At 69.5% G+C, this 23,449-nt stretch carries 22 protein-coding genes; 5 read left to right on the plus strand and 17 right to left on the minus strand.

The genetic code is table 11. From position 1 onward, the window contains the following. Positions 1-102: 102 nt before the first annotated feature. The 4 genes from AC1RRS_RS21090 to AC1RRS_RS21105 all read left to right on the plus strand — a co-directional run bounded on the left by AC1RRS_RS21090 (position 103) and on the right by AC1RRS_RS21105 (position 3,338). The gene (locus AC1RRS_RS21090; RefSeq protein ID WP_492856873.1) at positions 103-708 is read left to right on the plus strand and encodes a helix-turn-helix transcriptional regulator; all 606 of its coding nucleotides are present in this window, start codon (positions 103-105) and stop codon (positions 706-708) included. Positions 709-927: 219 nt separating this feature from the next. Continuing rightward, on the plus strand, positions 928-1,449 hold the full coding sequence (locus AC1RRS_RS21095) for a Dps family protein (protein ID WP_492856874.1): 522 nt from the start codon (positions 928-930) through the stop codon (positions 1,447-1,449). Between the two features lie 63 nt (positions 1,450-1,512). Further along, positions 1,513-1,659 carry a hypothetical protein gene (locus tag AC1RRS_RS21100; RefSeq protein ID WP_492856875.1) on the plus strand — a complete coding sequence of 49 codons (147 nt, stop codon included), beginning with the start codon at positions 1,513-1,515 and terminating at the stop codon, positions 1,657-1,659. 23 nt (positions 1,660-1,682) lie between these two features. Next, on the plus strand, positions 1,683-3,338 hold the full coding sequence (locus AC1RRS_RS21105; protein ID WP_492856876.1) for an FAD-dependent oxidoreductase: 1,656 nt from the start codon (positions 1,683-1,685) through the stop codon (positions 3,336-3,338). Between the two features lie 95 nt (positions 3,339-3,433). On the opposite strand, the gene AC1RRS_RS21110 is transcribed toward AC1RRS_RS21105, so the two are convergent. From AC1RRS_RS21110 to AC1RRS_RS21130, 5 genes are all read right to left on the minus strand, one after another. Next, the gene (locus AC1RRS_RS21110; protein WP_492856877.1) at positions 3,434-3,739 is read right to left on the minus strand and encodes a hypothetical protein; all 306 of its coding nucleotides are present in this window, start codon (positions 3,737-3,739) and stop codon (positions 3,434-3,436) included. 263 nt (positions 3,740-4,002) lie between these two features. Beyond that, a complete protein-coding gene (locus AC1RRS_RS21115) occupies positions 4,003-4,311 on the minus strand; it encodes a UBP-type zinc finger domain-containing protein (RefSeq protein ID WP_110118697.1) in 309 nt (102 codons plus the stop codon). A gap of 140 nt (positions 4,312-4,451) precedes the next feature. Then, the gene (locus AC1RRS_RS21120; protein ID WP_492856878.1) at positions 4,452-6,893 is read right to left on the minus strand and encodes a TonB-dependent receptor plug domain-containing protein; all 2,442 of its coding nucleotides are present in this window, start codon (positions 6,891-6,893) and stop codon (positions 4,452-4,454) included. A 101-nt stretch (positions 6,894-6,994) separates the two neighbouring features. Beyond that, positions 6,995-7,471, minus strand: coding sequence for a Rid family hydrolase (locus tag AC1RRS_RS21125; RefSeq protein ID WP_487291419.1), 477 nt, complete (start codon positions 7,469-7,471; stop codon positions 6,995-6,997). Continuing rightward, the gene (locus AC1RRS_RS21130; RefSeq protein WP_492856879.1) at positions 7,468-9,054 is read right to left on the minus strand and encodes a flavin monoamine oxidase family protein; all 1,587 of its coding nucleotides are present in this window, start codon (positions 9,052-9,054) and stop codon (positions 7,468-7,470) included. Before AC1RRS_RS21130 ends, AC1RRS_RS21125 begins: the two co-directional genes overlap by 4 nt. 487 nt (positions 9,055-9,541) lie before the next feature. Here AC1RRS_RS21130 and AC1RRS_RS21135 point away from each other — a divergent pair, with 487 nt between their 5' ends. Next, complete coding sequence (locus AC1RRS_RS21135; protein WP_492856880.1) at positions 9,542-10,858, plus strand: O-acetylhomoserine aminocarboxypropyltransferase/cysteine synthase family protein; 1,317 nt, start codon at positions 9,542-9,544, stop codon at positions 10,856-10,858. Positions 10,859-10,941: 83 nt separating this feature from the next. Here AC1RRS_RS21135 and AC1RRS_RS21140 read toward each other — a convergent pair whose 3' ends face one another. The 12 genes from AC1RRS_RS21140 to AC1RRS_RS21195 all read right to left on the minus strand — a co-directional run bounded on the left by AC1RRS_RS21140 (position 10,942) and on the right by AC1RRS_RS21195 (position 23,351). Beyond that, a complete protein-coding gene (locus tag AC1RRS_RS21140) occupies positions 10,942-11,460 on the minus strand; it encodes a flavin reductase family protein (RefSeq protein WP_492856881.1) in 519 nt (172 codons plus the stop codon). Beyond that, positions 11,460-12,566 carry an LLM class flavin-dependent oxidoreductase gene (locus tag AC1RRS_RS21145; RefSeq protein WP_492856882.1) on the minus strand — a complete coding sequence of 369 codons (1,107 nt, stop codon included), beginning with the start codon at positions 12,564-12,566 and terminating at the stop codon, positions 11,460-11,462. The genes AC1RRS_RS21140 and AC1RRS_RS21145 overlap by 1 nt, the downstream gene beginning before the upstream one ends. A gap of 44 nt (positions 12,567-12,610) precedes the next feature. Continuing rightward, positions 12,611-13,258: a glutathione S-transferase family protein gene (locus AC1RRS_RS21150; protein ID WP_492856883.1), complete on the minus strand. Its 648-nt coding sequence runs from the start codon at positions 13,256-13,258 to the stop codon at positions 12,611-12,613. Between the two features lie 11 nt (positions 13,259-13,269). After that, on the minus strand, positions 13,270-14,850 hold the full coding sequence (locus AC1RRS_RS21155; protein WP_492856884.1) for a rhodanese-like domain-containing protein: 1,581 nt from the start codon (positions 14,848-14,850) through the stop codon (positions 13,270-13,272). Next, the gene (locus tag AC1RRS_RS21160; protein ID WP_492856885.1) at positions 14,847-15,461 is read right to left on the minus strand and encodes a cysteine dioxygenase family protein; all 615 of its coding nucleotides are present in this window, start codon (positions 15,459-15,461) and stop codon (positions 14,847-14,849) included. The genes AC1RRS_RS21155 and AC1RRS_RS21160 overlap by 4 nt, the downstream gene beginning before the upstream one ends. Positions 15,462-15,465: 4 nt before the next feature. Next, a complete protein-coding gene (locus AC1RRS_RS21165; RefSeq protein WP_492856886.1) occupies positions 15,466-17,661 on the minus strand; it encodes a TonB-dependent receptor in 2,196 nt (731 codons plus the stop codon). A 132-nt stretch (positions 17,662-17,793) separates the two neighbouring features. After that, positions 17,794-18,807: an ABC transporter substrate-binding protein gene (locus AC1RRS_RS21170; protein ID WP_492856887.1), complete on the minus strand. Its 1,014-nt coding sequence runs from the start codon at positions 18,805-18,807 to the stop codon at positions 17,794-17,796. Continuing rightward, positions 18,807-19,649: a class II aldolase/adducin family protein gene (locus AC1RRS_RS21175; protein ID WP_492856888.1), complete on the minus strand. Its 843-nt coding sequence runs from the start codon at positions 19,647-19,649 to the stop codon at positions 18,807-18,809. Before AC1RRS_RS21175 ends, AC1RRS_RS21170 begins: the two co-directional genes overlap by 1 nt. 18 nt (positions 19,650-19,667) lie before the next feature. Then, positions 19,668-20,618, minus strand: a complete 951-nt coding sequence (locus AC1RRS_RS21180) for a D-isomer specific 2-hydroxyacid dehydrogenase family protein (protein WP_487291400.1) — start codon at positions 20,616-20,618, stop codon at positions 19,668-19,670. Next, positions 20,615-21,790, minus strand: coding sequence for an acyl-CoA dehydrogenase family protein (locus AC1RRS_RS21185; protein WP_492856889.1), 1,176 nt, complete (start codon positions 21,788-21,790; stop codon positions 20,615-20,617). The genes AC1RRS_RS21180 and AC1RRS_RS21185 overlap by 4 nt, the downstream gene beginning before the upstream one ends. Continuing rightward, the gene (locus tag AC1RRS_RS21190) at positions 21,787-22,632 is read right to left on the minus strand and encodes an ABC transporter ATP-binding protein (protein WP_492856890.1); all 846 of its coding nucleotides are present in this window, start codon (positions 22,630-22,632) and stop codon (positions 21,787-21,789) included. The genes AC1RRS_RS21185 and AC1RRS_RS21190 overlap by 4 nt, the downstream gene beginning before the upstream one ends. Then, positions 22,629-23,351, minus strand: coding sequence for an ABC transporter permease subunit (locus AC1RRS_RS21195; RefSeq protein ID WP_492856891.1), 723 nt, complete (start codon positions 23,349-23,351; stop codon positions 22,629-22,631). Before AC1RRS_RS21195 ends, AC1RRS_RS21190 begins: the two co-directional genes overlap by 4 nt. Positions 23,352-23,449: the final 98 nt, after the last annotated feature.

Consider the following 23,449-nt stretch of genomic DNA (forward strand, 5'->3'; position numbering starts at 1 on the left):
CGCCAACCAAGTCGGTACGCCCGGCCTACGTCCGTTCGGTGTCCCGATGTCACGGGGCGTCTCTAAGGTTGCGGTCATCAGAGGCGGCAGGAGGCCGGACCCATGTTGCGCACCATCGAGACCCAAACCGCCCCTTTTAGTGCACCCCCGTCCAGCGCGTCCGCCTCCAGCCCGCCTCAGGCGATTTGGCTGCTGGAGCAGGCGCGGGCCGCCCTGGAGGACGACCTCGGCTCGGCGCGGGCGATGCTCGATCGCCTGGCGGCGGTTCTGACCAATTCCCGCGAGGAGCGCAGCTTCCGGCCCAACTCGCCGGCCCGGGCCAGCGGTCCGGCCAGGGGCGGGCTCGCCGGCTGGCAGATCCGCGCCGTCGCCGCCCATGTCGAGGCCAATCTCGACGACAGCCTGCATGTCGAGACCCTGGCGGCCCTGGTCGGGCTCAGCGCCAGCTATTTCTGCCGGGCCTTCAAGGTCAGCACCGGTGAGACCCCGCACGCCTGGATCATGCGCTGCCGGCTGGAGCACGCCCAGGGCCTGATGCTGGAAACCGCCGAGAGCCTGGCCCACATCGCCGCCGTCTGCGGCCTGGCCGACCAGGCTCACCTGACGCGGCTCTTCCGCCGCCACACCGGCCAGACGCCCCATGCCTGGCGACGCGAGAACCGCCCGTGGAGCCGCGCCCTGGTCACGGGCTCGCTCAAGCGGGCCTGAGCCGAGGGGCGGAGCGTTCGGCGAGGATGGTTCGTGGCGCATGCGCCCTGCGTGAACAGGCCGCCGCGGGACGTCTTGTCGAAACCCAGCATCGCGGCGCCGTCAGCTCGAACCGTCCGAAAGAGCGCGGCCGTACAAGCCGGCGCCGTGCATCGCCAAGAGATCCTTCCCGTCCGGCGTCAGGATGTCGCCGACGATCCTTCCAGGAGACTGAAGACCATGGACATCGAAACCGCCCGCTCGCGCCGCCTGGCCCCGCTGACCACGCCCACGGGCCTGGGCGAGGCCGCCGCCAAGGACATCTCGGCCGCCCTGACCGCGCTGCTGGCCGACGTCTTCGCACTCTACATCAAGACCAAGAACTTCCATTGGCACGTCTCGGGTCCGCACTTCCGCGACTACCACCTGATGTTCGACGAGCAGGGCGACGAGCTCTACGCCATGACCGACCCGATCGCCGAGCGGGTGCGCAAGCTGGGCGGCACGACCCTGCGCTCGATCGGCCACATCGCCCGCAGCCAGCGCGTGCTCGACAACGACGCCGACTATGTGGAGCCGAACGACATGCTCGCCGAGCTGCGTGACGACAACGGCGCCCTGGCCGCCGCGATGCGCGCGGCCCACAGCGCCTGCGACGAACACGGCGACATCGCCACCGCCAGCCTGCTGGAGAACTGGATCGACGAGACCGAAAAGCGCGTCTGGTTCCTGTTCGAGGCCGGCCGCCGCGACCGCGCCTGATCCTGCCGCGACGCTTCCCGATCGCTCGGGGAGCGTCCTGGCCCTCGTTCGAGAGCTTCCGTCGTGACCGACATCCAGAAACTGGCCGTCAGCACGGCCGTCGCGGCCATGTTCGCCCTTGCGGCCTTCGTCGCGGTGATCCCCCATGGCCATCCGGCCGGTTCCGCCGTTTCCGTTCAAGACGCTGTCCAGGGACGTCCCCCGAACTAGAGCCTCGCCGCCAGGAAGCCCCCATGACCAAGCCGCTCGCCGCTGACGATCCCTACGCCCGCACAGCCCAGATCTTTCCGGTGTTGACGCCGGAGCAGACCGAGCGGCTGGCGGCCTACGGCGTCGAGGAAGTCATCGTCCCCGGCCAGGTGCTGTTCCGCCGCGGCGACCGCCGGGCCGACTTCTTCCTGGTGCTGGAAGGCAAGGTCGGCATCACCCGCACCGGCGAGGTCGGCGACGACGAGATCATCACCGTCCATGGTCCGGGCCAGTTCAGCGGCGAGCTCGACCAGGTCAGCGCCCGCGCCCTGCTGGTCGGGGCGGTGGTGGTGGCGCCCGGCCGGGTGGTGCGCGTCGCTCACAAGGACGTCGCCCACATGATGGCCGCCGAGCCCGACATCGGCGAGATCATCATGCGGGCCTTCATCCTGCGGCGGATGGGCTTCCTGCATCACGGCCAGGTCGGCATCGTGCTGATCGGCCGGCCCGACGATCCCGACACCCTGCGCATCGAGCGCTTCGCCGTGCGCAACGGCTATCCCCTGCGGCTGGTCGACGCCGACAACGATCCGGACGCCTCCAGCTGCCTTGGCCAGCACGGCCTGACCCTGGGCGACCTGCCGGCGGTGGTCACACCCGACCGGGTGGTGATGCTCAACCCCGAGACCACCGTCCTGGCCGACCGCCTGGGCATGACCGAGCGCTTCGATCCCGACCAGGTGTTCGACGTCGCCGTGGTCGGGGCAGGGCCGGCGGGCCTGTCGGCGGCGACCTACGCGGCCTCGGAAGGCCTCTCCACGGTGATCATCGAGGGCCTGGCGCCCGGCGGCCAGGCCGGGGCCAGTTCCAAGATCGAGAACTATCTGGGCTTCCCGACGGGGATCTCCGGCCAGGCCCTGGCCGGCCGCGCCCAGGTCCAGGCCCAGAAGTTCGGCGCCCGGCTGGCGGTGTCGCGCGCGGTGGTCGGCGTCGACTGCGAAAGCCATCCCTACCGGCTGAAGCTCGAGGACGGCCAGACCCTGCAGGCCTTGTCGGTGGTGATCGCCTCGGGCGCCCGCTACCGCAAGCTCGACGTGCCCGACTACGACCGCTTCGACGGCCAGGCGATCCACTATGCGGCCACGGCCATGGAGTCCGACCTCTGTCGCGGACAGTCGGTGGTGGTGGTCGGCGGCGGCAATTCGGCGGGCCAGGCGGCGATGTTCCTCTCCCGCACCGTCGGCCACGTGCACATGCTGGTGCGCGGCGAGGGGCTGGCGGCGACCATGTCGGACTATCTGGTCCAGCGCATCGAAAGCTCGGCCCGCATCACCCTGCACCCGTTCAGCGAGGTCACCCGCCTGGAGGGCGATCGCACCCTGCGCCGCATCGGCTGGACCGGCCGCAAGACGGGCGAGGAGACGGTCGTCGACGCCGGCGCCCTGTTCGTTATGATCGGCGCCCAGCCCAACACCGACTGGCTGGCCGGCTGCTTCGACCTCGACCAGCAGGGTTTCGTCCTGACCGGCGAAAGCGGCGTCGCCGGCGCCCGCTCGGCCTACGAGACCGAAAAGCTGGGCATCTACGCCGTCGGCGACGTGCGCTCGGGCTCGATCAAGCGCGTCGCGGCCGGGGTGGGCGAGGGCTCGGTCGTGGTCTCGGCCATCCACCGGCATCTGGAGGAGGTGCGGGCGCGGTAGGGGCTCTACTTTTCCCGTCATGCTCGCCCCGGCGCCGGAGACATCCACGACAAGCCCGCTCGGAAGCGGACGGATTTGATGTCAGCTATGGGTGGTTAGCTGACGTTCCAGAATGGCTTGTCGACGCCCCTAACCCAGACGGCCTCGAACTCTTCCGGCGTGATCTGTTCGGCGTCGACACCGTCAAATCCTTCGGCGAGCGAGCAATCAATCAGAGAGGGACACGGCTTCCCGCGGCGTTCCTCTATCTCGATACTATTGCGAGCGACGCTTCCGTCTGCAAACACATGGGCAGAACGAACGACCGCGTCCAGCTGTTCGTCCAATTCGTAGAGCAGCCAGGTCGGTTCCCCCGGAGGGATATCAATCTCGGGCCAGGGTGCGCGGAGGTGTTTCAACATCAAAGAAGAGTATCTGACTCTTTCGGCTTCCGCTCGGGGTCGTGAACCGAAAGGGGCCTTGCGGCCTGTTTCGGACGCTCAGATGGCTCGTCGCGAGCAAGTGTCTGTCTCGGTGAACTCTCGCCCTTGTGGCGGGAGCCCCTCTATCCGCCGCTAGAACGAACGGGGCGGTCCGCTAGGATCGCAGGTGTCGTCTGAACCAGTGGTTCCCAGCGCAAAGGCGGGAATGGCGGGCGTTTATGTTGGGGCGGTGGGCAAAGCCGCTACCCCTCCACCCACTTCTTGATCGGGCGGGGATGCGGCGTCTTGTACTCGGAAAGATCGAACGAGACCTCGTCGACATAGCACCAGCCCCAGCCCTCGGGCGGGTCGTAGCCTTCGATGATCGGGTGGTCGGTCGCCTTGAAGTGGGCCGTGGCGTGGCGGCCGGGCGACTGGTCGCAGCAGCCGACGTGTCCGCAGGCGCGGCACAGGCGCAGGTGCACCCACCAGCCGCCGGTCTTGAGGCAGTCTTCGCAGCCGTCGGCGCTGGGCGTGACGACGACGATGGTCGAAAGGTGCGAGCAGCTCATCGGACCGGCCTTCCTGGTGCGGGCGTCGAGCCCACCATGCACCCAAGGGCGGCCGCGTGCTTGCGCGATGTCGCTCAGTCTTGCTCCTGGCGATCCGAATGCTCTCCCTGGGCGCTTTCACGCCCAGGGAGGCTTCTGTGTCAGAAGTCGTAGGTGACGCGGGCGTAGTAGTAGCCGCCGTTGATCCCGAACGGCGAGAAGCTGGGATACTTCGCCACCCCCGGGTTGCCGGCCGCGACCGAGGCGGCGGTGCCGGCGGCGTTCAGTTCCTCGGGATGGACGTCGAACAGGTTGTTGGCCCCCAGCGCCACCTTCAGCCCGTCGGTGACGCGATAGGACAGTTCCAGGTCGGTGATCAGGTGCGACTTGATCTCGTCCTTGAAGTAGGTCCCGTTGACGTTGGTGTAGGCCCAGGCCTTGCCGTACAGGGTGTTGACCAGGTTCACCGTCCAGCGGTCGTTCGTGTAGACCGCCGAAAGGTTGGCCTTGTAGCGCGGCGAGGCGTGCTCGAGGAACGCGATGGCCGCCTTGTCGTAGAGCACCGATCCGCCCAGGCCCGAGGGCGGGGCCGCGATGCGGGTGACCTTGGTCTGGTTGACGTTGACGCCCAGGGTCCAGTCGATCTTCCCGAACTCGCCCAGGTCGGTCCAGGTGGTGGCCAGGGCCTCGACGCCGCGGGTGCGGGTGTCCAGGCCGTTGGAGAACAGGTTGATGCCGGTGGTGCCGACCAACGGATCCAGCACGTTGCCGTTGGCGGCGATGGCGTTGGTGATGGCCGCGTTGACCACCGTCCCGCTGATCTTGCCGTAGAGCGCGCCGCTGCCGACGATGCGGTCCTCGATCTCGATCTGGTAGGCGTCGATGGTCAGCGACACGCGGGGCAGGGGCTCGGCGACGATGCCGACGCTGAGGTTGGTCGACTTCTCCGGATCCAGGCCATCGACGCCCAGCAGCTTGGCCCCGGCCGATCCCGGCGCCAGCTGCACGAAGGCGGTGGTCGGCGATACGTTGGTGGCCGAGTAGTAGAGCTCGGCCAGGGTCGGCGCCCGGAAACCGGTGCTGACCGTGCCGCGCACCGCAAAGGTCGGGGTGAAGTCGTAGCGGCCGGTCAGCTTGGCGATGTCGGCCGAGCCGAAGTCGCTGAACTTCTCGTGGCGCACGGCGAAGTCGAGCTTCAGGTTCTCGACCGGCGAGACGGCGAGGTCGGCATAGGCCGCCCAGCTGTCGCGATCGTGCTCGCCGGCGTCGGTCAGAGCAAAGCCCGGATAGGACTGCGAGCCCGACTTGTAGCGCGAGGCGTAATCGCCGGCCTTGATCTCGTAGGTCTCGTTGCGCTGTTCCAGCCCCAGGGCCAGCGTCAGCGGCGAGGCCCAGCCGACCTCGAACTCGCGGCTGAGATCCAGGTTGTTGGTCCACTGGCTGAAGATGAAGTCGCCGGCGTGGAAGTCGGTCGGGGTCGCGCCGGTGTCGGTATAGAGCTGGATGTTGGCCGAGTTGCGCACCCGCACCTCGTGGTCGTCGCGGCCGTAGGTGCTGGACAGGTCATAGCGCCAGCCGCCGAAGACCTGGCCCTTGATCCCGCCGGTCAGGGCGCCGTCCTTTTCCAGCGTCTCCAGGCGCGGGCTGAAGCCCTTGGGGTAGACGGCCGGCAGGCGGTTGGGCAGGCGATAGTTCTCGTAGGCCGTGGCCTTCTTCACGCCATAGGTGCCGAAGGCGTAGACCTCGACCGCCTCGCTGGCCTTCCAGCCCGCCGAGGCCGTGCCGACGTTCAGCTGGTAGCGGGCGTCGCCGGCGATCTGGTTCACATAGGGATAGCCGGACAGGGCCGAGGGCCAGGTGGGATTGGTGCTCACCGCCGAGGTCGAGGTCACGCGCGCGTCGGGATTGCCGCTGAAGCTGAAGTCGTGGAAGCGGTTCTCCAGCGTCACGTTCACATAGGCGCCCGGCGCCGGCGCGAAGCCGGCGTTGGCCGACAGGCTGTAGGTTTCGCCGTCGTTCTTGTAGTAGGCGCCGCCGGTGGCCGAGGCGCTGCCGCCGTGGTCGGCGTCCTTGAGGATGATGTTGATCACCCCGGCGATGGCGTCGGTGCCGTATTGGGCCGCCGCGCCGTCGGTCAGCACCTCGATGCGGGCGACCGAGGCGGTCGGGATGAAGTTCAGGTCGGCCCCCGCCGAGCCCTGATAGGCGCCCGCCAGCACGGCGAGGTTGGCGGTGCCATGGCGGCGCTTGCCGTTGATCAACACCAGGGTGTGGTTCGCGCTCAGCCCCCGCAGGCGCGCCGACAGGGTCAGGTTGGCCGCGTCGCCGCCGAAGGCCTGGGCGGTGAACGACGGCACCAGATTGCTCAGCGCCAGGCGCAGGTCGGGCTGGCCGGTGCGGGCCAGGGCGTCCTCGGCGATCACCTGCACGGGCGCCGGGCTGTCGACCGCGCGGACGCCGGTCTGGCGGGTGCCGGTGACGATCACGCCCTCGACCGAGGCGGCGTCGGGCGCGGGTTCCGGCGCGACGGGATCGGCGAAGGCCGTACCCCAGACCGCCAGCGACAAGGCGAGCGCCGACACGCCCAGAATTTGGGTTTTCATCTTATCCCCCGATGAAAGTTTCAGATTGTTGGGAAAGGTGCGCGATCGGCCGGGAAAGCGGCCCCCGTCGCGCGGCGGGTGCTGTTACGTCGCGGAGCCGGTCAGCGGACCTTGGCGGCGACGAATTCGATTTCGACCAGGGCGCCGGGCAGTACCAGGCCGGCGACCTTCACCGTGCTGCGCGCGGGCTTGTTGGGCTGGGCGGCGGTTCCGAAAACCTCGCTCCAGGCCTTGTTGAGGCCGGGAAAATCGATCTCGCCGCCCTTGGCCGGGTCGCCGACCAGGAAGACGGTGGCCTTGACCACGTCGCCGTGTCCCAGGCCCTCGGCCTTCAGCGCTGCTTCCAGCTTCGAGAGCACCGAGCGGGTCTGGGCCTCGGTGTCGCCGGGCTTGGCTTTGTCGGCGATGGTCGGCAGGGCGCCGCTCAGGAAGACGAGTTCGGTTCCGGCCGGCACGGCCACCGACGGGGTGATGGCGATCGCGCCCGACGATGGCGCGCGGCGGATCTCGGCGGCGTTTGCCGAGCCTGCCGCGAAAGCGGCGGTCAGAACGAGGGCGAAGGCGAGCTTGCGGATCATGGATGGGTCTCCGTTCGGGAAAGGGTGAGCCCGTCGGCGCGGACGCGCTGGGCGATCAGGCCGACCGTGCGGCGGGCGGCGGCGACGCCGCCCTCCTGCCAGCTGGGCAGCTGCGAAAGGTGGGCGCCGGACAGGAAGATCCGGCCCTGGGGCTGGTTGAGCAGGCGATAGGCGGCCGGGTCGTTGCCGTCGCCCTCCCAGTGGATCCAGGGGCCGAGGTTGAAGGCCTGGCGGTTCCAGTCGATCACCAGCGGCGCGGTCGGCTCGCGACCCTTGCCGGGGTGCAGCTTGTCGATCGCCGCGCGGGTCATGGCCACCTGCTCGTCGAAGCTGCGGGCCTGGAAGGCGCGGGCGGGCGCGCCGACGGTGTAGGCGCCGACCAGCAGGCCGCGCGGCTGGTGGAAGCCGGCGCTGGGATACCACACCAGGGTCGTCTCGCCGCCGACGAACGACAGCCCGCCATAGATCTGCTCGGCCTCCCAGAAGCGCGGGGAGTCGAAGGCCACCTTGGTGGCGTTGTCGTACCTGGCGCCGGCGATGGCGGCGGTGACATCGGCCGGAAGATCGGTGGCGATCCTGGCCAGGATCGGCAGCGGCACGGTGACGACCAGATAGTCGGCGGTCAGCTTGCGGGCCGCGCCGCTCTTGCGGTCGCGGATCGCCACCTCGGCGATCTTGGTCGTCTGGCGAAAGGCCGTGACCTCGGCGCCCAGCAGCACCGGGCCTTTCAGTGCTTTGTGCAAAGCCTTGGGGATGGCGTCCATGCCGCCCGTGGGCTCCAGCATGGTCGCCTGCATGAGGATGTTCTCCTCGAAGAGGGCGTAGGGCAGGGCCTCGTCCGACAGCAGGTCGCGCAGGGGCAGGGGCGGGCGGGCCACGCCCCGCTGCTCGGCCGCGCCGGGCGTCGTCACATAGCCCGAGCGCTCCGAGCCCTTGTAGGCGCCGCCAGCGTCGAGGTCGCCATAGGTCTTCAGGAAGGCCAGCAGCCGTTCCTTGTCCGGCGCGGTCAGCTCCTGGTCCAGGCCGCCGCCGCGCGTCGCCTTGGCCAGCAGTTCGGACAGCCCGCCGCGCAGGTCGTTGATCGCCTGGCGCTGCTGCACCGGCTTGCCGCCGAACGAGGCGTCCGATTGCAGCAGGCTGCTGCGGCTGGAATTGACCTCCACCTCCAGCGGCACGCCCAGGGTCTTGGCGTAGGACAGCACGCCCTGGTGATGGCTGGGCAGGCGGGCGGGGCCGGCGTTGAAATAGAGGCCTTGCGAGAAGCCGGCGGTCTGGCTGGGACGATCGATGGTCTCGACGCGGTCGCCGCCACGGATCGTCCAGTTGCGGCCGCCGACCCGCTCGCGGGCCTCGACGACGGTGACGGCGAAGCCAGCGCGCTCCAGTTCATAGGCCGCGACCAGGCCGGCGATACCGGCCCCGAGCACGACGACCGAACGGCCCTTGCCGAAATCGCGCGGCAGGTCCGTGGCCTCCTGGGCGAAGGCGCTGGAGGTCAGGCCAAGGCCTTGCAGGGCCGCATAGCCGGCGGCGAACCCGCCGATGGAAAACGCACGGGTGATGAACGAACGACGACTGACCAAAACCGAAAACGCCCCCGAAAGACCCTCCCCAAGAAGCGGCCGCCGCCGAGGCGGCGGCCAAGAGTGAACGCGGGGAAGTCGCCAAAGAAGGAAGCGTCGACATGCGTCGCCTCCAGGGACGATTGCTGGGCGCCGGCTGCCGTTATCGGTATTCAGAAAAACTACAGCGGCTTGCCGTTGTTCTCCCGGTCAAGTTTCACAAGTCTCATTCGTGATTGATTTTTATGGATTATCGAATGGGCAGGGTGATAAGTTTTTGTCGCGTTTCGACTTATGAGTAATTGCGTTCGATCTATTGCGATCGGTGCAGTTTTGCCGGGCTCATCCGCCGTGTTGAGCTTCGCTTGAGCATCGGCGCGTGTTTGGCGCACCCGCAACCTTCGGTGAGAGTTTTTCTGCCCGCGCGGCGAGATTATCGGCCGTGCGGCCGGCGGCGGGCCGGGTCTAGGTTTTCGCCATCGACGCGAAAAAGCTTCAGGAGAAGCCGATGTCCGACCGCAAGCTGCACCCCGAAACCCTGGCCCTGCACGCGGGCTGGCGGGCCGATCCGACCACCGGCGCGGTGGCCCCGCCGATCTACCAGACCACGTCCTATCAGTTTCAGAGCGCCGACCACGCGGCCGACCTGTTCGCCCTGCGCCAGCTGGGCAACATCTATACCCGCATCGGCAATCCGACGATCGACATCCTCGAACAGCGCCTCGCCGCGCTGGAAGGCGGGGCGGCCGCTCTTGCGGTGTCGTCCGGCCAGGCGGCTTCCGCCTTCGCCATCCAGAACCTCGCCCGGGCCGGCGACAACATCGTCAGCTCCACCGACCTCTATGGCGGCACTTGGAACCTGTTCGCCAACACCCTGCGCGACCAGGGGATCGAAGTCCGCTTCGTCGATCCGGAGGATCCCGAGGCCTTCGCTCGCGCCACCGACGAGCGCACGCGGGCCTACTACGCCGAGACCCTGCCCAATCCGAAGCTGACCGTCTTCCCGATCGCCGAGGTGGCCGCCATCGGCCGCAAGCTGGGCGTGCCGCTGATCGTCGACAATACCGCCGCGCCCCTGCTGGCCCGGCCGCTGGAGCACGGCGCGGCCATCGTCGTCTATTCGACCACCAAGTATATCGGCGGCCACGGCACCTCGATCGGCGGCGTGATCATCGACGGCGGCAATTTCGACTGGCAGGCCCATCCCGAGCGCCAACCGACGCTCAACACCCCCGACCCCAGCTATCACGGCGCGGTCTGGAGCGAGGCGGCCAAGCCGCTGGGGCCGATCGCCTACATCCTGCGGGCCCGCACCGTGCTGCTGCGCGACCTTGGCTCGGCCCTGTCGCCGTTCAACGCCTTCCAGATCCTGCAAGGGCTGGAGACCCTGCCGCTGCGCATCGCCCGCCATTCGCAGAACGCCCAGGCCGTGGCCGACCACCTGGCCAACCACCCCGACGTGATCCGGGTGATCCACCCCTCGGCCCAGGACGGCCTGCGCCGCCAGCGCGCCGACCGCTATCTGTCGGGCGGCTACGGCGGCCTGGTCGGCTTCGAGCTGGCCGGCGGGCGCGAGGCCGGGCGGCGGTTCATCGACGGCCTGAAGCTGTTCTACCACGTGGCCAATATCGGCGACGCGCGGAGCCTCGCCATCCATCCCGCCTCGACCACCCACTCCCAGCTCAGCGCCGAGGACCAGGCCGCCACCGGCGTCTCCGACGGCTATGTGCGGCTGTCGGTGGGCCTGGAGCACATCGACGACATCCTCGCCGATCTCGACCAGGCCCTGGCCTCGGCCCAGGAACTGCCCGCCGCGGCGGAGTGATCCATCGCACATGAACAAGCCCCGCCAGGTGGATCGCCTGGCGGGGCTTTTTTGTATTTGGAACAGTGGATTGGGCGGGAATTCTAACCCGCCTCGGCTCCGCCCAGCGACGTCAGCCCCCGGTTCCACGCCACCAGGGGCGCGGCCGGCGTGAAGGCGAAGCGTTCGGCCTCGACGATGAAGACCGAGTGGCTGCCGGTGTCGATCACCGCGTCGACGAAGCACTCGGCCCGCGCGATGCCGCCCCGGAAAGCGGGCGGCGCGCCGGGCTGCAGCCGCCAGCGTTCCGGCGCGAACCGCTCGGCCGCCCGCGACCCGCTGGCGAAGCGCAGGGCCTCCTCCTTGTCGTCCGCCGCCAGCAGCGACACCGACAGGGCGGGGCGGCGGAGGAGAGCGTCGTGACACCCCGCCTCCTTGCGCACGCAGAACAGGAAGCGCGGCGGCTCGACGGACAGCCCGGTGATCGAGCTGACCAGCAGGCCGCGCGGCGCCTGCCCGTCCCAGCAGGAGACGATGGCGACGCCGCTCGCGAGGTGCGCGAGCACGTCGGTAAAGGTGGCGGGCGGGGCTTCCCCCGCCGCCGCGGCGTCGTAGCGGGCCATCAGCTGGCCGCCGCCGCCGGTTGGGCCTCGATCTGGGCTTCGCGCTCGGCCACCAGCCTGCGCACCAGCGGCAGCAGGTCGCGGCCGTAGGCGATGGCGTCCTCCACCGGATCGAAGCCGCGGATCAGGAAGGTGGTGACGCCCAAGTCGTAGTAGTCGAGCAGGGCCTCGGCCACCTGTTGCGGCGTGCCGACCAGGCCCGTGGAGTTGCCGGCCGCGCCGGTGACGGCGGCCACGCCCGTCCACAGCCGCTTGTCGAGGCGCGACCCCTGAGCAGCCGCGTCGAGCAGGCGCTGCGAGCCGGCGTTGGGCGGGCGGTGGCCGCTGGTCGGCAGGCCGGCCGCCTCGCGCAGGGCCTTGGCCTTGGCCACGATCTCGTCGGCGCGGGCCCAGGCGGCCTCTTCGGTGTCGGCGATGATCGGACGCAGCGACAGCGAGAACTTCACCTGGCGGCCGTGCTTGGCGGCGGCGTGGCGCACGCGGGCGATGGTCTCTGCGACCTGGGCCTGGGTCTCGCCCCACAGGGCGAAGATGTCGGCGTGCTTGCCGGCCACCGGGATCGCCGCTTCCGACGAGCCGCCGAAATAGACCGGAATCTGGGGCGCGCGCAGCGGCTTCACCGCGCCGAAGCCCTGGTCGACCTGGTAGTATTGGCCCTTGTAGTCGAACGGCTTTTCGCTGGTCCATTCGGCGCGGACGATGTCGAGATATTCGCTGGTGCGGGCGTAGCGCTCGTCCTTGGTCAGGTGGTCGCCGTCCTTGGCCAGTTCCTCGTCCGAACCGCCGGTGATGATGTGCACGGCCACGCGGCCGCCGGTGAAGTGGTCCAGCGTCGCCAGTTGCCGCGCCGCCAGGGTCGGGGCGGTGAAGCCCGGCCGGTGGGCGATCATGAACTTCAGGGTCTTGGTCACGGAAGCCGCGTGAGCCACCACCAGCTGGCTTTCCGGGCCGGTCGAGTGGAAGGCGACCAGGGCGCGGTCGAAGCCGCCTTCGTCATGGGCGCGGGCGATCTTCTCGACGTAATCGACGTCGATGACCGGGCCGGCCGGCGGATGGATCTCCGAGACGTTCTGGGTGTGGATGATACCGATGAATTCGACGCTCATGGGAAAGCTCCTGAGGGTTCGAGAATGAGAAAACGAGAGAGAAATCAGTGGGCGTGGGTGGTCGCCTGGGCCGTCTCCTTGCGCAGGGCGCGGACGACTGAGGGGCGGGCGAAGGCGCGGGCGGCCTTGGCGCTCCAGGCGGGATAGGCGGAAAGGTCGATCTGCCGGCGCTCGCCCCAGCGCCAGATCACCAGGGCGTAGGCGTCCACGGCGCTGAAGTGCTCGCCCAGCAGCCACGGGCCGGGGCCCTGGGCCAGGCGCTCGATGTCGGCGAGGGTGCGGGCGAAGCGGGCCTCGCCGGGCGTGGCGAGCGCGGCCTTCACCGCCTCGTCGTCGGCGTAGCGTTCGGGCCGCGCGATCTGGGCGAAGGCCACGTGCACCGTGCTGGCGAACCAGCTCATCACCTCGTAGGCGTGGGCCAGCTTCATTGGCTCCAGCAACGGCAAGAGCTCGCTGTGCGGGTAGCGGTGGGCCAGGTAGGTAAGGATGGCCAGCACCTCGGTGACCGGCTCGCCATCGACGGCCAGGGTCGGCACCCGGCCCTTGGGATTGACCTTCAGGTAGTCGGGCTTGCGCTGGTCGCCGGCGGCGAGATCCAGGCGCTGGACCTCGTAGGCGACGCCGATCTCCTCCAGGGCCACGAGCGGGGCCAGGGAAGAGCTGCCGGGAGCGATATAGAGGGTCAGGGGCATGGGGCTGGACCTCAGATCACGAAGAAGCCGTGTGAGCCGTCGCGGGCCAGCTGGTCGACCAGGCCGAACTCCCAGTCGAGATAGGCCTGCATGGCCTCGGCGGCGTTGTCGGTGCCCTCGTAGGGGCGCTTGTAGACGTCGGTCGGGTCGCTGGCGGCGTGGGTCAGGCCGGTCTCCAGCGCGCGGCCGGCGGCGACCCATGCGGCCGTGCCGCCGTCGAGCACGCGGACGGGCTGGTCGGCGATGTCCTCCAGCTCCGGCGCGGCCAGGCGGGCCAGCACGCCGTCGGGCGAGGTCAGGACGATCGGCTTGCCTTCCGGCACGCGCTCCAGCGCCTCGGCCAACTGGGCGCGGATGGCGAACCAGGCGCCGGGCACGTGGCCCTTGCGGTGGGCGGGGCTGGGGGCGAGGTCCAGCACCACGACGGCCTCGTTGGCCAGGGCTTCGGAGAGGGTGCGGGGCAGGATGGTCTCGACCACCGGCAGGTGCGGCGGCTCCGAAGGCTTCCAGGCGCCGGTCGCGAGGTCGCCCTCGAATCCGTCCTCCAGCACGTAGGTTTCCCAGCCCAGCTGGGCCAGCCACGAGGCGGTCATGTCGGCGCGGGGCCCGAGGTCGTCGGCCAGCACGATGCGGCCGCCGCGCACGGGGGCGAAGACGTCGGTCTCCTGCACCAGCTGGCCGCCGGGCGCGCTGCGGAAGCCGGGCAGGTGGCTCTTGGCGTATTCGTCGGGCGTGCGCACGTCGAAGCGATAGAGGGTGCGTTTGCGGTCGGTGGCCAGGTCGGCGAGGCCCTCGGCGTCGATACGGCGCACGCCGGCGCGATAGGCCACGTCGCGCGCCTTGGCGCGGGCCTCTTCCAGGGTCTGGGTCGAGACGTCGGGGAACTTGCGGCTCTGGCCGTGCTCCAGGCTCTGCTGGGCCAGGGTCCAGCCGATCGTGCCGTTGCGCAGGGCGAAGACGGGGTTGGGCACGCCGGCGTTGACCAGCGACTGGGCGCCGATCAGGCTGCGGGTGCGGCCCGCGCAGTTGACGATGATGGTGGTCGCGGGATCGGGCGCCAGCTCCCTGGCGCGCAGCACCAGTTCGGCGCCTGGCGTGCTGACGCCGCCAGGAATGCTCATCACCGCGTATTCCTCGAACCGGCGGGCGTCGAGGATCACCTGATCGGCCTTGGCGTCGATGCGGGCCTGCACCTCCTGGGCGGGAAGGGACGGGGTGTGCCGCCGCGCTTCGACCAGTTCGCCGAACGCCTTGCTGTAGGAATTGACGTCCTGGAAGAGCTCGTAACCGGCCTCGGTCCAGCCCTGCAACCCGCCCTTCAGCGCCTGGACGTTGGTGTAGCCCAGCGCCGCCAGCCGCTTGCCGGCCGGCGAGACCAGGCCCTCGCCATTGTCGTAGAGCACGATCCGCGTCTCCTTGCGGGGCACGCGATCGAGGATCTCGACCTCCAGCCGCGAGAGCGGCAGCTGCGAGGCGAACAGCGGGTGGGCCTTGGCGAAGGGATCTTCCTCGCGCAGGTCCAGAAGGGCGATCTCGCGGCGGGCGATCAGGTCCTGGCGGACTTCGCGGGGCGTGACGACGGGCAGGGTCATGGCGCGGCCTCGGCGGGGACCGGCTTGGAGCGGTCCCACAGGTTTGGAAGGGTGTCGTTGGAGTAGCCGGAGACGAAGGGCTTGCTCCGTCCGTCGGCGTCGTAGGTCGAGCGGCGCACCGCCCCGATATTGGCCCCGTAGACGTGGATGCTGATCGAGGGCCTGTCGTCGAAGGCGTTGGTGACCCGGTGCACGTCGCCGACGGTGGGAGACACGGCCTCGACCTCGCCGCGCTCGAGCCGGTGGACCGGACCGTGCGAGACCAGGGCGGCGCCGTCGCGGTGATAGGCTTGCGACAGCTCGGCCCCGCGCAGCACGCCCACCAGGCCCCAGACCGTGTGGTCGTGGACCGGCGTCGCCTGGCCCGGCCCCCAGACGAAGCTGACCACGCTGAACCGCTCGCGGCTGTCGCAATGCAGCAGGTATTGCTGATAGCGGGCCGGGCTCGGAACGGCGTAGGCGTCCGGCAGCCAGTCGTCGGTGGCGATCAGGGCGGCCAGCAGGCCGCCCCCCTCGCGCAGGATCTCCGCCTCCTCGCCCGTGCGGTCGAGCAGGGCGCCGAGGTCTCCGACGAAGTTGGCCAGGCGGGTGAGGTTGGGCGCGCCGGTCATCGGATCACAGCGCGTACTTCAGCGTGACCAGCCAGGTCCGCGGATCGGGATAGTTCTTGTAATAGACCCCGGTGGCCGGCGTGTAGGTCGAGGTCACCGGCTTGTCGCTGTCGAGCAGGTTGCGGCCCGACAGCTGCACGGCCCACTGCGGGTTGGGTGCGGTCCAGGTGATCGTGCCGTTGAGGAAGCCCTGGGCGGGCGCCTCGTCCTGCGGCCGTTGCAGGGCGCTGAAATAGGTCTTGGTCTGCCATTGGGCGTTCAGGTTGGCGCGGATCGAACCCGGAACTTCCACCGGGACATCCCAGGTCACCCCGCCCGACAGGCTCCAGCGCGGCGAGTTCAGCAGGCGATGGCCGTCGGCGTTCACGCCCACGCCGCCGGCGTTCTTGTAGGTGTCGTAGACGGCGTACAGCCAGCCGACCGAGCCTTGCAGGCTCAGGCGCTCGGTGGCCCGCACGTCGGTCTCCAGTTCGACGCCGTAGGTGTGGGCCTCGCCGGCGTTGCCGCGGATCGAATTGCCCGGATAGGCCGGGTCGCTGTAGCTGACCTGCAGGTTTTCGTAGTCGTTGTAGAAGGCCGCCAGGTTCACCCGCGCCCGGCGGTCGAACAACTCGGTCTTCAGGCCGGTCTCGTAGGTGTTGACGTCTTCCGGCGCGAACGGGCGGGTGGCCAAGTCCAGGCGCGTGGCCCGGTTGTCGAAGCCGCCCGACTTGAAGCCCTTGGAATAGGTCGCGTACTGCAGGACGGCCGGCGTCCACTGGTACTGCACCGACAGCTTCGGGGTGATCGCCGAGAAGGTCTTGTCGGCGGTTCCGGCGATCGACTGGCCGGTGACCTGGCCGGCCAGGTTCAGCACCTTGTTGTCGAAGGTGAATTCCTTCTCCTCGTTGGTCCAGCGCAGGCCGCCGGTGACGCTGAGGCGGTCGGTCACCGCATAGGTCGCCTCGCCGAACAGGGCGTAGGCGTCGGTGTTGGTGATGTTGTGGGCGCGGGCGAAGCCGTAGTTGCTGGGCGTCGTCACCGGATCGGTGACCGTTGCGGTCCGGCGGCTGTAGCCGTCGCGCTGCACGAAGAACCGCTCATGCAGGTAGAACAGGCCGCTGGTGAAGGTCAGCTTGCCGAAGTCGCCGTTCAGCTGGATTTCCTGGGTGGCGTACTGGTCGTTGTAGTGGATCAGGTTCTTCTGGATCAGCGCCGCCTGGCCGTCGTTGTCGTAATAGACCGGGTTCAGGTTGAAGCCGCCGTAGGCCGTGATCGACTTCAGCTTCAGATGGTCGCTCAGGGCGTACTGGACGCGGATCGAGCCGCTGATCTGGTCGAGGTCCTGCTTGGGCTCGACCTCGGAATAGGAGCGGCGGTTGTTGAATTCGCCGTTCGGCTGGGTGACCGGCACGTAGCTGCGGCTGTCGCTGCGGTCGCGCAGGGCGTTCAGCGTGAACAGCACGTCCAGCTTCTCGGTCGGCGTCCAGCGCAGCTTGGCGCGGTAGGCGTCGAGATCGATGCGATTGACGTCGTGGTTCAGCGTCGGGTCGAAGGTCACCCCGTCGCGCTTGTGGTGGATGTAGGAGAAGCTGCCCGACAGCTTGTCGTCGACGATCGGACCCTCGACCAGGGCGCGCACGTCGACGGCGCCATAGCTGCCCAGGCCCACCTCGGCCTTGGCGCGGAATTCCTGGCCGGGATCGCGGGTGATGATGCGCAGGGCGCCGGCGCTGGAGTTGCGGCCGTAGAGCGTGCCCTGCGGGCCGCGCAGCACCTCGATGCGCTCCAGGTCGTTGAACTCGACCATCGAGCCGATCTGGCGCGGGATGTAGACGTCGTCGACATAGACGGCCAGCACCGGCTCCTGGATCGGATCGGCCTCGCCGACGCCGCGCAGCGCATAGGTCTGGGTGGTGTGGCTGATGGTGACGCGGCTGATGCTGAAGTTCGGAATCTGGCCCGACAGGTCGCGGATGCTGTCGACCTTGCGGTCGGCCAGCACCTGCGAGCCGAAGGCCGAGATGGCGATCGCGGTCTTCTGCAGGTCGGTGGCGCGGCGCTCGGCGGTGACGATCACCTGCTCGACGGCGGGGGAGGCCGCATCGTCAGCATTGGTGGTCGGCGCCGGCTCGGCCGCCAAGGCCCCGCCGGCCCAGGCTCCGCTAGCGAAGACGAGGCCGGAAGTGAAGGCGAGAAGTTGAAGCTTGAAGGTTCGCACGAATTTATCCCCGACTTGTTCGGTGGGGATTTGCCGTCGCGCCGCCTCTCATCTCAACGAATATAAAATGATCGAGCGGATAGCTCTGCTCATATCGTCCGAGGTCATCGGATATATTTGCAGAACTCGACATTACTTGAGGAACGATGAGAGCCGGTCATCCCACAGCGGCCGCACGTCGACGGCTCCGGGAATGATCTTGGCGGCGGCGAAGGTGTCGGCCACGGCCTGCTCGGAAGCGATGGCCGCCTCGCTGATCGGCTGCAGGATGTAGGGCGAGGAGCGCTCCTTGAACTCCTGGGCGTAGTAGGCCGCCTTGACCCCCGTCGCCTGTTCCCGCACCCGCGCCCAGCGCTCGCCGTCGGCGTTGATCCAGTCGAAAACCTTCTTGTAGCGGCTGACATAGTCGCCGATGGCCTGCAGCCGCAGCGGATCGTCCAGCGCCTCCTTGGCGGCCGTGATCAGGTAGTTGCCCGACAGGATGCCCAGCGCCGTGCGCAGCACCCGCGCCCCGGCCTCGCGGGCCTGGTAGACGATGACGCCGTAGATCACCCAGGCGTCCAGCGCCCCGCTCTGGAAGGCGGCCAGGCCGTCCTGCGGGCTCAGCGCCACCGGTTGGATGTCGTTCCAGGAAAGGCCCGCCTCCTGCAGCAGGCGCAGCAGGATGTAGTGCGAGGTCGTGGCCTTCACATAGCCGATGCGCTTGCCCTTCAGGTCCTTGAAGTCCCGGGCCGGCGAGCCCTTGGGGACCAGCAGCACCTGGTTGTTCACGTCGCCCTTCAGCACGCCGACGATGCGCACCTGGTTGCCCGGCTGGGCGGCGACGAAGATCGGCGGGATCTCGCTCATGCCGCCGAAGTCCAGCGCCCGGGCGTTGATCGCCTCGGCGATCAGGTTGCCGCCGGCGAACTGGGTGCGGGCCAGCTTGTAGGGCGGGGCGGCGATGCCGGCCTCGCCGAAGAAGCTCTCGGGATTGCCGCGATAGGTGGCGACCCTCAGCGTCAGGTCGGCCAGCGAGCCGGCCTTGCCGTCGCCCTTGGGAGAGCAGGCGGCCAGGTTCACGGTGGTGAGGCCGGCCAGCGACAGGCCCGCGATCGAAAGGCCGCCCGACATCAGGTCGCGGCGGGACAGGGAGATGCCGGTCATCAGTCGAACAGGTCCGGCTCTTCTTCGGTGACGATGTCCCAGTAGGGCTGGAACGACCACAGGCCGCCCAGTTCGGTGCCGACCTGGCCGGCGGTGTGCTTGGCCACCTCCGGCGACATCGGCTTGGTCGGGCCGGCGGCCTCGGCCAGCAGCTGGGCCTGGCAGGCGTTTTCCAGGGCGAGGTAGCGCCAGACGGCGGCCTCCACCGACTGGCCGACGGTCAAGATGCCGTGGTTCTGCAGGATCACCGCCTTCTTCGGCCCCAGCGCCTTGGCGATCTTCTGGCCCTCGCTGGTGTCCAGCACCACGCCCGAGAATTCCTCGAACAGGGCGTGGTCGTCATAGAAGGCCGCCGAGTCCTGGGTCAGCGGATCCAGCAGCCGCCCCAGCGCCGACCAGGCCTTGCCGTACAGCGAGTGCGAGTGGGCTGCGGCGACCACGTCGGGCCGGGCCTCGTGCAGCTGCGAGTGGATGGCGAAGGCCGCGCGGTTCAGGCGGGCCGGAGCCTTGGCCGGCGGCTGCACGATCTCGCCGGCGTGGCTGACCAGCATCAGGTCCGAAACCTTGATGCGCGAGAAGTGCACGCCCAGCGGATTGACCCAGAAGTGGTCGGTCAGCTCGGGATCGCGGGCGGTGATGTGCCCGGCGCCGCCCATGTCGAAGCCGTAGCGGCCGAACAGCCGATAGCCGGCGGCCAGGCGCTGCTTGCGATAGAGCCGCTCCAGCTCGATCGTCGGCTGCTGCGGAATCTCGCGCGAGCCGAACGGCGGCAGCACGCTCTCGATCTTGGCGGGATGCGGGCCGGAAGCGGTGAAGCTGCGGGCGGCGGGGATCGCGGTCATCGCGAAGGGTCCTTGTTGTCAGTAGCCGCGCGACAGGTCGACGACGTCGGCCAGGGGCGCGCCGGCGCGGAAGCGGGCGAGGTTCTGGGCGAAGCTGGTCGCCAGGTTGATGCGGGTGTCGGGCGTGTGCACCGAGGTGTGCGGCGAGAGCCGAACCTTCGGATGGCCGTAGAAGGGGTGGCCGTCGGTCAGGGGCTCGGGGAAGGTGACGTCGAGGCTCGCGCGCGACACTCGGCCGTCGTCCAGCGCCGCCAGCAGGGCGTCGTCGTCGATCAGCGCCCCGCGGGCGATGTTGATCAGGTGCAGGCCCGGCTTGGCGGCCGCCAGCACCTCGCGGCCGATCAGGCGCTCGGTCTCCGGCGTGGCCGGAGCGGCCAGCACCACGTGGTCGCTGCGGGCGAACAGGGTCTTCAGGTCCGCCACGCGCTCGACGCCGGCCACGGGGATCGGCTTGTCCGAGCGGCGGGTGGCGATGACGTTCAGGCCCAGGGCCTGGGCGCGCGGGGCCAGGGCCTCGCCGATGGCGCCAAAGCCCACCAGGCCCAGGGTCGTGCCCGAGATCAGCTTCAGCGGCTGCGGCGCCCAGCGCTCGGCCTTGTCGATCCAGATCTCCGGCAGGCGCTTGGCCTCGGCCAGGATCGCCGCCAGGGCGAACTCGGCCAGGGCGACGGCCGAGGAGCCGCGCGCCGAGGTCACCACCGGGCCGTCGAACAGCCAGTCCGGATAGAAGTCGATGCCCACCGACACCAGCTGCACCCAGCGCACGTCGAACGGCCAGCCCGGCGGGGCCTTGGCCGGCAGCACGCCGCCGGCCTTGCGGAACGGCGCGGCCACCAGGACCTTGGCATCCTGCGGCAGGGGCGTGGTCAGCCCCGGCGGTACGGACACGATCTCCGCGTCCGCCGCGTGCTGGGCGAAGACGGTGTTGAACACCTCGGGCAGTTGGCTGGCGACGACCAGGCGGCTCATGCCAGGGCCTCCCGCGAAGCGAAGGCGGCCTTGCCGGCGCCGGTCAGCACCACGTCGGCCTGGGGCGTGTGCACCCGGCCGCACAGCACGTCGCGGTGATGGCGCTCCAGCGGATTGGCGCGGGTCAGGCCGGGGTTGCCGGTCAGCTTCAGGGCCTTCTCGACCACGGTGATGGCGTTCTCGGTGACCAGGTGCTTGACCAGACCGCTCTCGCTCGCCGCCGTGTCGCCCTTCGCGGCGCTGTCCAGCAGCACGCGATTGGCGAAGAGCAGTGCGTCGATCTCGCCCAGAGCTTCCTGGAAGCGGGGCAGGGTGGAGAGGCTGGCGCCCAGGTTGGCCGGCTTGCGGGCGATCAGGAAGTCGGCCAGCCAGTCGCGAGCGGCGCGCGCCACGGAATCGTAGATCGCCGCCGTCAGCACCGACGACCAGGTTCCGAACACCGGCGAATAGGGCGGCGGGGCGCCCGGGGGCTGCGGATCCAGGGCGTGGTCCAGCGGAACCAGCACGTCCTCGAAGATCACGTCGTGGCTGGCGCTGGCGCGCAGGCCCAGGTGATCCCAGGTCTCCTCGATGATCACGCCGGGGCTGTCGGCGCGCACCAGCCAGCCGCCGACCAGGGGGTCTGCATCGTCGCTGCGGGCCCAGACCACGAACCAGGTCAGGGCGCTGGAGCCGGTGGAGTAGATCTTGCGGCCGCTGATCCGCCAGCCTTCCGGCGTACGGCGGGCGATGGTGGCCGGCAGGCCGCCGCGGGCCGGCGTGCCGAGATCGGGCTCGACCCGCAGGGCGTTGATCAGGGCGCCGTTGGCGACGGCGTCGCCGATCACCTTCTGCTTCAGGTGCTCGGGCCAGCCCGAGCGGCCCTCGACCGAGGCGTGGAACAGGTACTGCATCACCAGCACCAGCGCCGTGGCCGGTTCCCCCCGGGCGACGGCCGAGACCACCTTCAGGGCGGTCGGCAGGTCGCTTTCGAGGCCGCCCAGACGCGCCGGGGCGGTCAGGGCCAGCAGGCCTGCTTCGTGCAGGGCCTTGAAGTTGGCGAACGGAAAGCTGGCTTCGCGATCGTGCTGACCAGCGGTGGCGGCGAAGGCCTCCGTCAGGCCCGGCAGCACCGCGTCCAGGTCGGGCAGGTGGGGCGAGGGCTCCAGACGGCGAGCGGCGGCTGTGCTCACTGGACCGTCTCGCCGGTCGGGAAGGCGATCAGCGAGCCTTCGTGGAAAGCGGGGGCCTCGACGCCCAGGTGGCCGAGCAGGCGGCGGCGGATGGCCTGGAAGCGGGCGTCCGGCGCGCGCGGGCGCTCCAGGGCGATATGCTCCTCGGCGGCGATCCGGCCCTTGTTCAGCACCAGCACGCGGTCGGCCAGCGAGATGGCCTCGTCCACGTCGTGGGTGACCAGCAGGACGGCGGGCCTGTGCTCGTTCCAGAGGTTCAGAACGAGGTCGTGCATCTTCAGCCGGGTCAGGGCGTCGAGGGCCGCGAACGGCTCGTCGAGCAGCAGCAGACCCGGCTCGCGTACGAGGGCGCGGGCCAGGGCCGTGCGCTGGGCCTCGCCGCCGGAGAGGGTGGAGGGCCACGCGTCGAGGCGGTGGCCGAGGCCGACCTCCTTCAGCGCCGCCTCGGCGCGGGCCCGGACATCCCCCTTCTTGAAGCTTGGGTCTTTCAAGCCCAGCGCCACGTTGCGCCAGACCTTCTTCCACGGCAGCAGGCGGGCGTCCTGGAACACCACGGCGCGGGTGCTGGGCGTCGTGACGTCCTGGTCGCCGACAGGGTCGAGGCCGGCCAGGGTGCGCAGCAGGGTGGTCTTGCCCGAGCCGCTGGCGCCCAGCAGGGCGACGAATTCGCCCGGAGCGATCGAGAGATCCAGGCCGTCGATGACCCGGTTCTCACCGAACTGGCGGACGAAACCGTTCAGTTTCACGGCGGGGGCGACCGAAGGCGCGGTCGATGGCGCGGCGGCCGGAACGGCGGCGGTGTCGAAAGCGCGGCGGCGGATGCGCGGCTGGACCATGGTCATTGCTCCACGAGGCTGGGGCGCCAGGCCAGAGCGCGGCGCTCCAGCGTGCGAACGAGGGCGTCGGCGCCAAGGCCGAGCAGGGCGTAGACGAGCAGGCAGACGACGATGATGTCGGTGCGCATGAAGTCGCGGGCGTTGTTGATCAGGTGGCCGAGGCCGGCCTGGGCGTTGATCTGCTCGGCCACCACCAGCACCAGCACCGAGACGCCCAGGGCGTAGCGCAGGCCGACGAAGAACGAGGGCAGGGCGCCGGGCAGGATCACCTCGCGCACCAGGCTCCAGCCCGACAGGCCGAAGCTGCGGGCGGCCTCGACCAGCCGCACGTCGATGCCGCGCACCCCGGCGAAGAGGTTCAGGTAGATCGGGAAGGTCGTGGCCACGGCGATCAGGGCGATCTTCGGCGTCTCGCCGATGCCGAACCAGACGATGAACAGCGGGGTCAGGGCCAGGGACGGGATGGTCCGCTTGATCTGCATCAGCGGGTCGACGACGGTCTCGCCCCAGCGCGACAGGCCGGCCAGCAGGCCCAGACTCACGGCGACGGCCAGGGCGATCGCCAGGCCGGCGGCGGCGCGGGCCAGCGACACCAGCAGGTTGGCGGGAAGCTCGCCCGAGACCGTCAGCGCCCAGAAGGTTTCAGCCACCGTCGAGGGCGCGGCCAGCACGCGTTCGGGGATCACGCCGAAGCGCGAACCCAACTCCCACAAGGCCAGAAGCACGACCGGAGATAGCCACCGCGCACGGGAGAGGCGAGGCCATCGCCACCCCTTGGGGAATGGTCTCGCTAGAGAAATTCTATCGGCGATCGCCAAAGACA

This window comes from Caulobacter sp. GW821-FHT12A07 (assembly GCF_058807655.1).

What these genes read in the sequence shown, in the direction of transcription:
- AC1RRS_RS21090 (WP_492856873.1), top strand. Translation starts at nt 103, where the DNA reads ATGTTGCGCACCATCGAGACCCAAACCGCCCCTTTTAGTGCACCCCCG.
- AC1RRS_RS21095 (WP_492856874.1), top strand. Translation starts at nt 928, where the DNA reads ATGGACATCGAAACCGCCCGCTCGCGCCGCCTGGCCCCGCTGACCACG.
- AC1RRS_RS21105 (WP_492856876.1), top strand. Translation starts at nt 1,683, where the DNA reads ATGACCAAGCCGCTCGCCGCTGACGATCCCTACGCCCGCACAGCCCAG.
- AC1RRS_RS21110 (WP_492856877.1), bottom strand. Translation starts at nt 3,739, where the DNA reads ATGTTGAAACACCTCCGCGCACCCTGGCCCGAGATTGATATCCCTCCG.
- AC1RRS_RS21115 (WP_110118697.1), bottom strand. Translation starts at nt 4,311, where the DNA reads ATGAGCTGCTCGCACCTTTCGACCATCGTCGTCGTCACGCCCAGCGCC.
- AC1RRS_RS21120 (WP_492856878.1), bottom strand. Translation starts at nt 6,893, where the DNA reads ATGAAAACCCAAATTCTGGGCGTGTCGGCGCTCGCCTTGTCGCTGGCG.
- AC1RRS_RS21125 (WP_487291419.1), bottom strand. Translation starts at nt 7,471, where the DNA reads ATGATCCGCAAGCTCGCCTTCGCCCTCGTTCTGACCGCCGCTTTCGCG.
- AC1RRS_RS21135 (WP_492856880.1), top strand. Translation starts at nt 9,542, where the DNA reads ATGTCCGACCGCAAGCTGCACCCCGAAACCCTGGCCCTGCACGCGGGC.
- AC1RRS_RS21140 (WP_492856881.1), bottom strand. Translation starts at nt 11,460, where the DNA reads ATGGCCCGCTACGACGCCGCGGCGGCGGGGGAAGCCCCGCCCGCCACC.
- AC1RRS_RS21145 (WP_492856882.1), bottom strand. Translation starts at nt 12,566, where the DNA reads ATGAGCGTCGAATTCATCGGTATCATCCACACCCAGAACGTCTCGGAG.
- AC1RRS_RS21150 (WP_492856883.1), bottom strand. Translation starts at nt 13,258, where the DNA reads ATGCCCCTGACCCTCTATATCGCTCCCGGCAGCTCTTCCCTGGCCCCG.
- AC1RRS_RS21155 (WP_492856884.1), bottom strand. Translation starts at nt 14,850, where the DNA reads ATGACCCTGCCCGTCGTCACGCCCCGCGAAGTCCGCCAGGACCTGATC.
- AC1RRS_RS21160 (WP_492856885.1), bottom strand. Translation starts at nt 15,461, where the DNA reads ATGACCGGCGCGCCCAACCTCACCCGCCTGGCCAACTTCGTCGGAGAC.
- AC1RRS_RS21170 (WP_492856887.1), bottom strand. Translation starts at nt 18,807, where the DNA reads ATGACCGGCATCTCCCTGTCCCGCCGCGACCTGATGTCGGGCGGCCTT.
- AC1RRS_RS21175 (WP_492856888.1), bottom strand. Translation starts at nt 19,649, where the DNA reads ATGACCGCGATCCCCGCCGCCCGCAGCTTCACCGCTTCCGGCCCGCAT.
- AC1RRS_RS21180 (WP_487291400.1), bottom strand. Translation starts at nt 20,618, where the DNA reads ATGAGCCGCCTGGTCGTCGCCAGCCAACTGCCCGAGGTGTTCAACACC.
- AC1RRS_RS21190 (WP_492856890.1), bottom strand. Translation starts at nt 22,632, where the DNA reads ATGACCATGGTCCAGCCGCGCATCCGCCGCCGCGCTTTCGACACCGCC.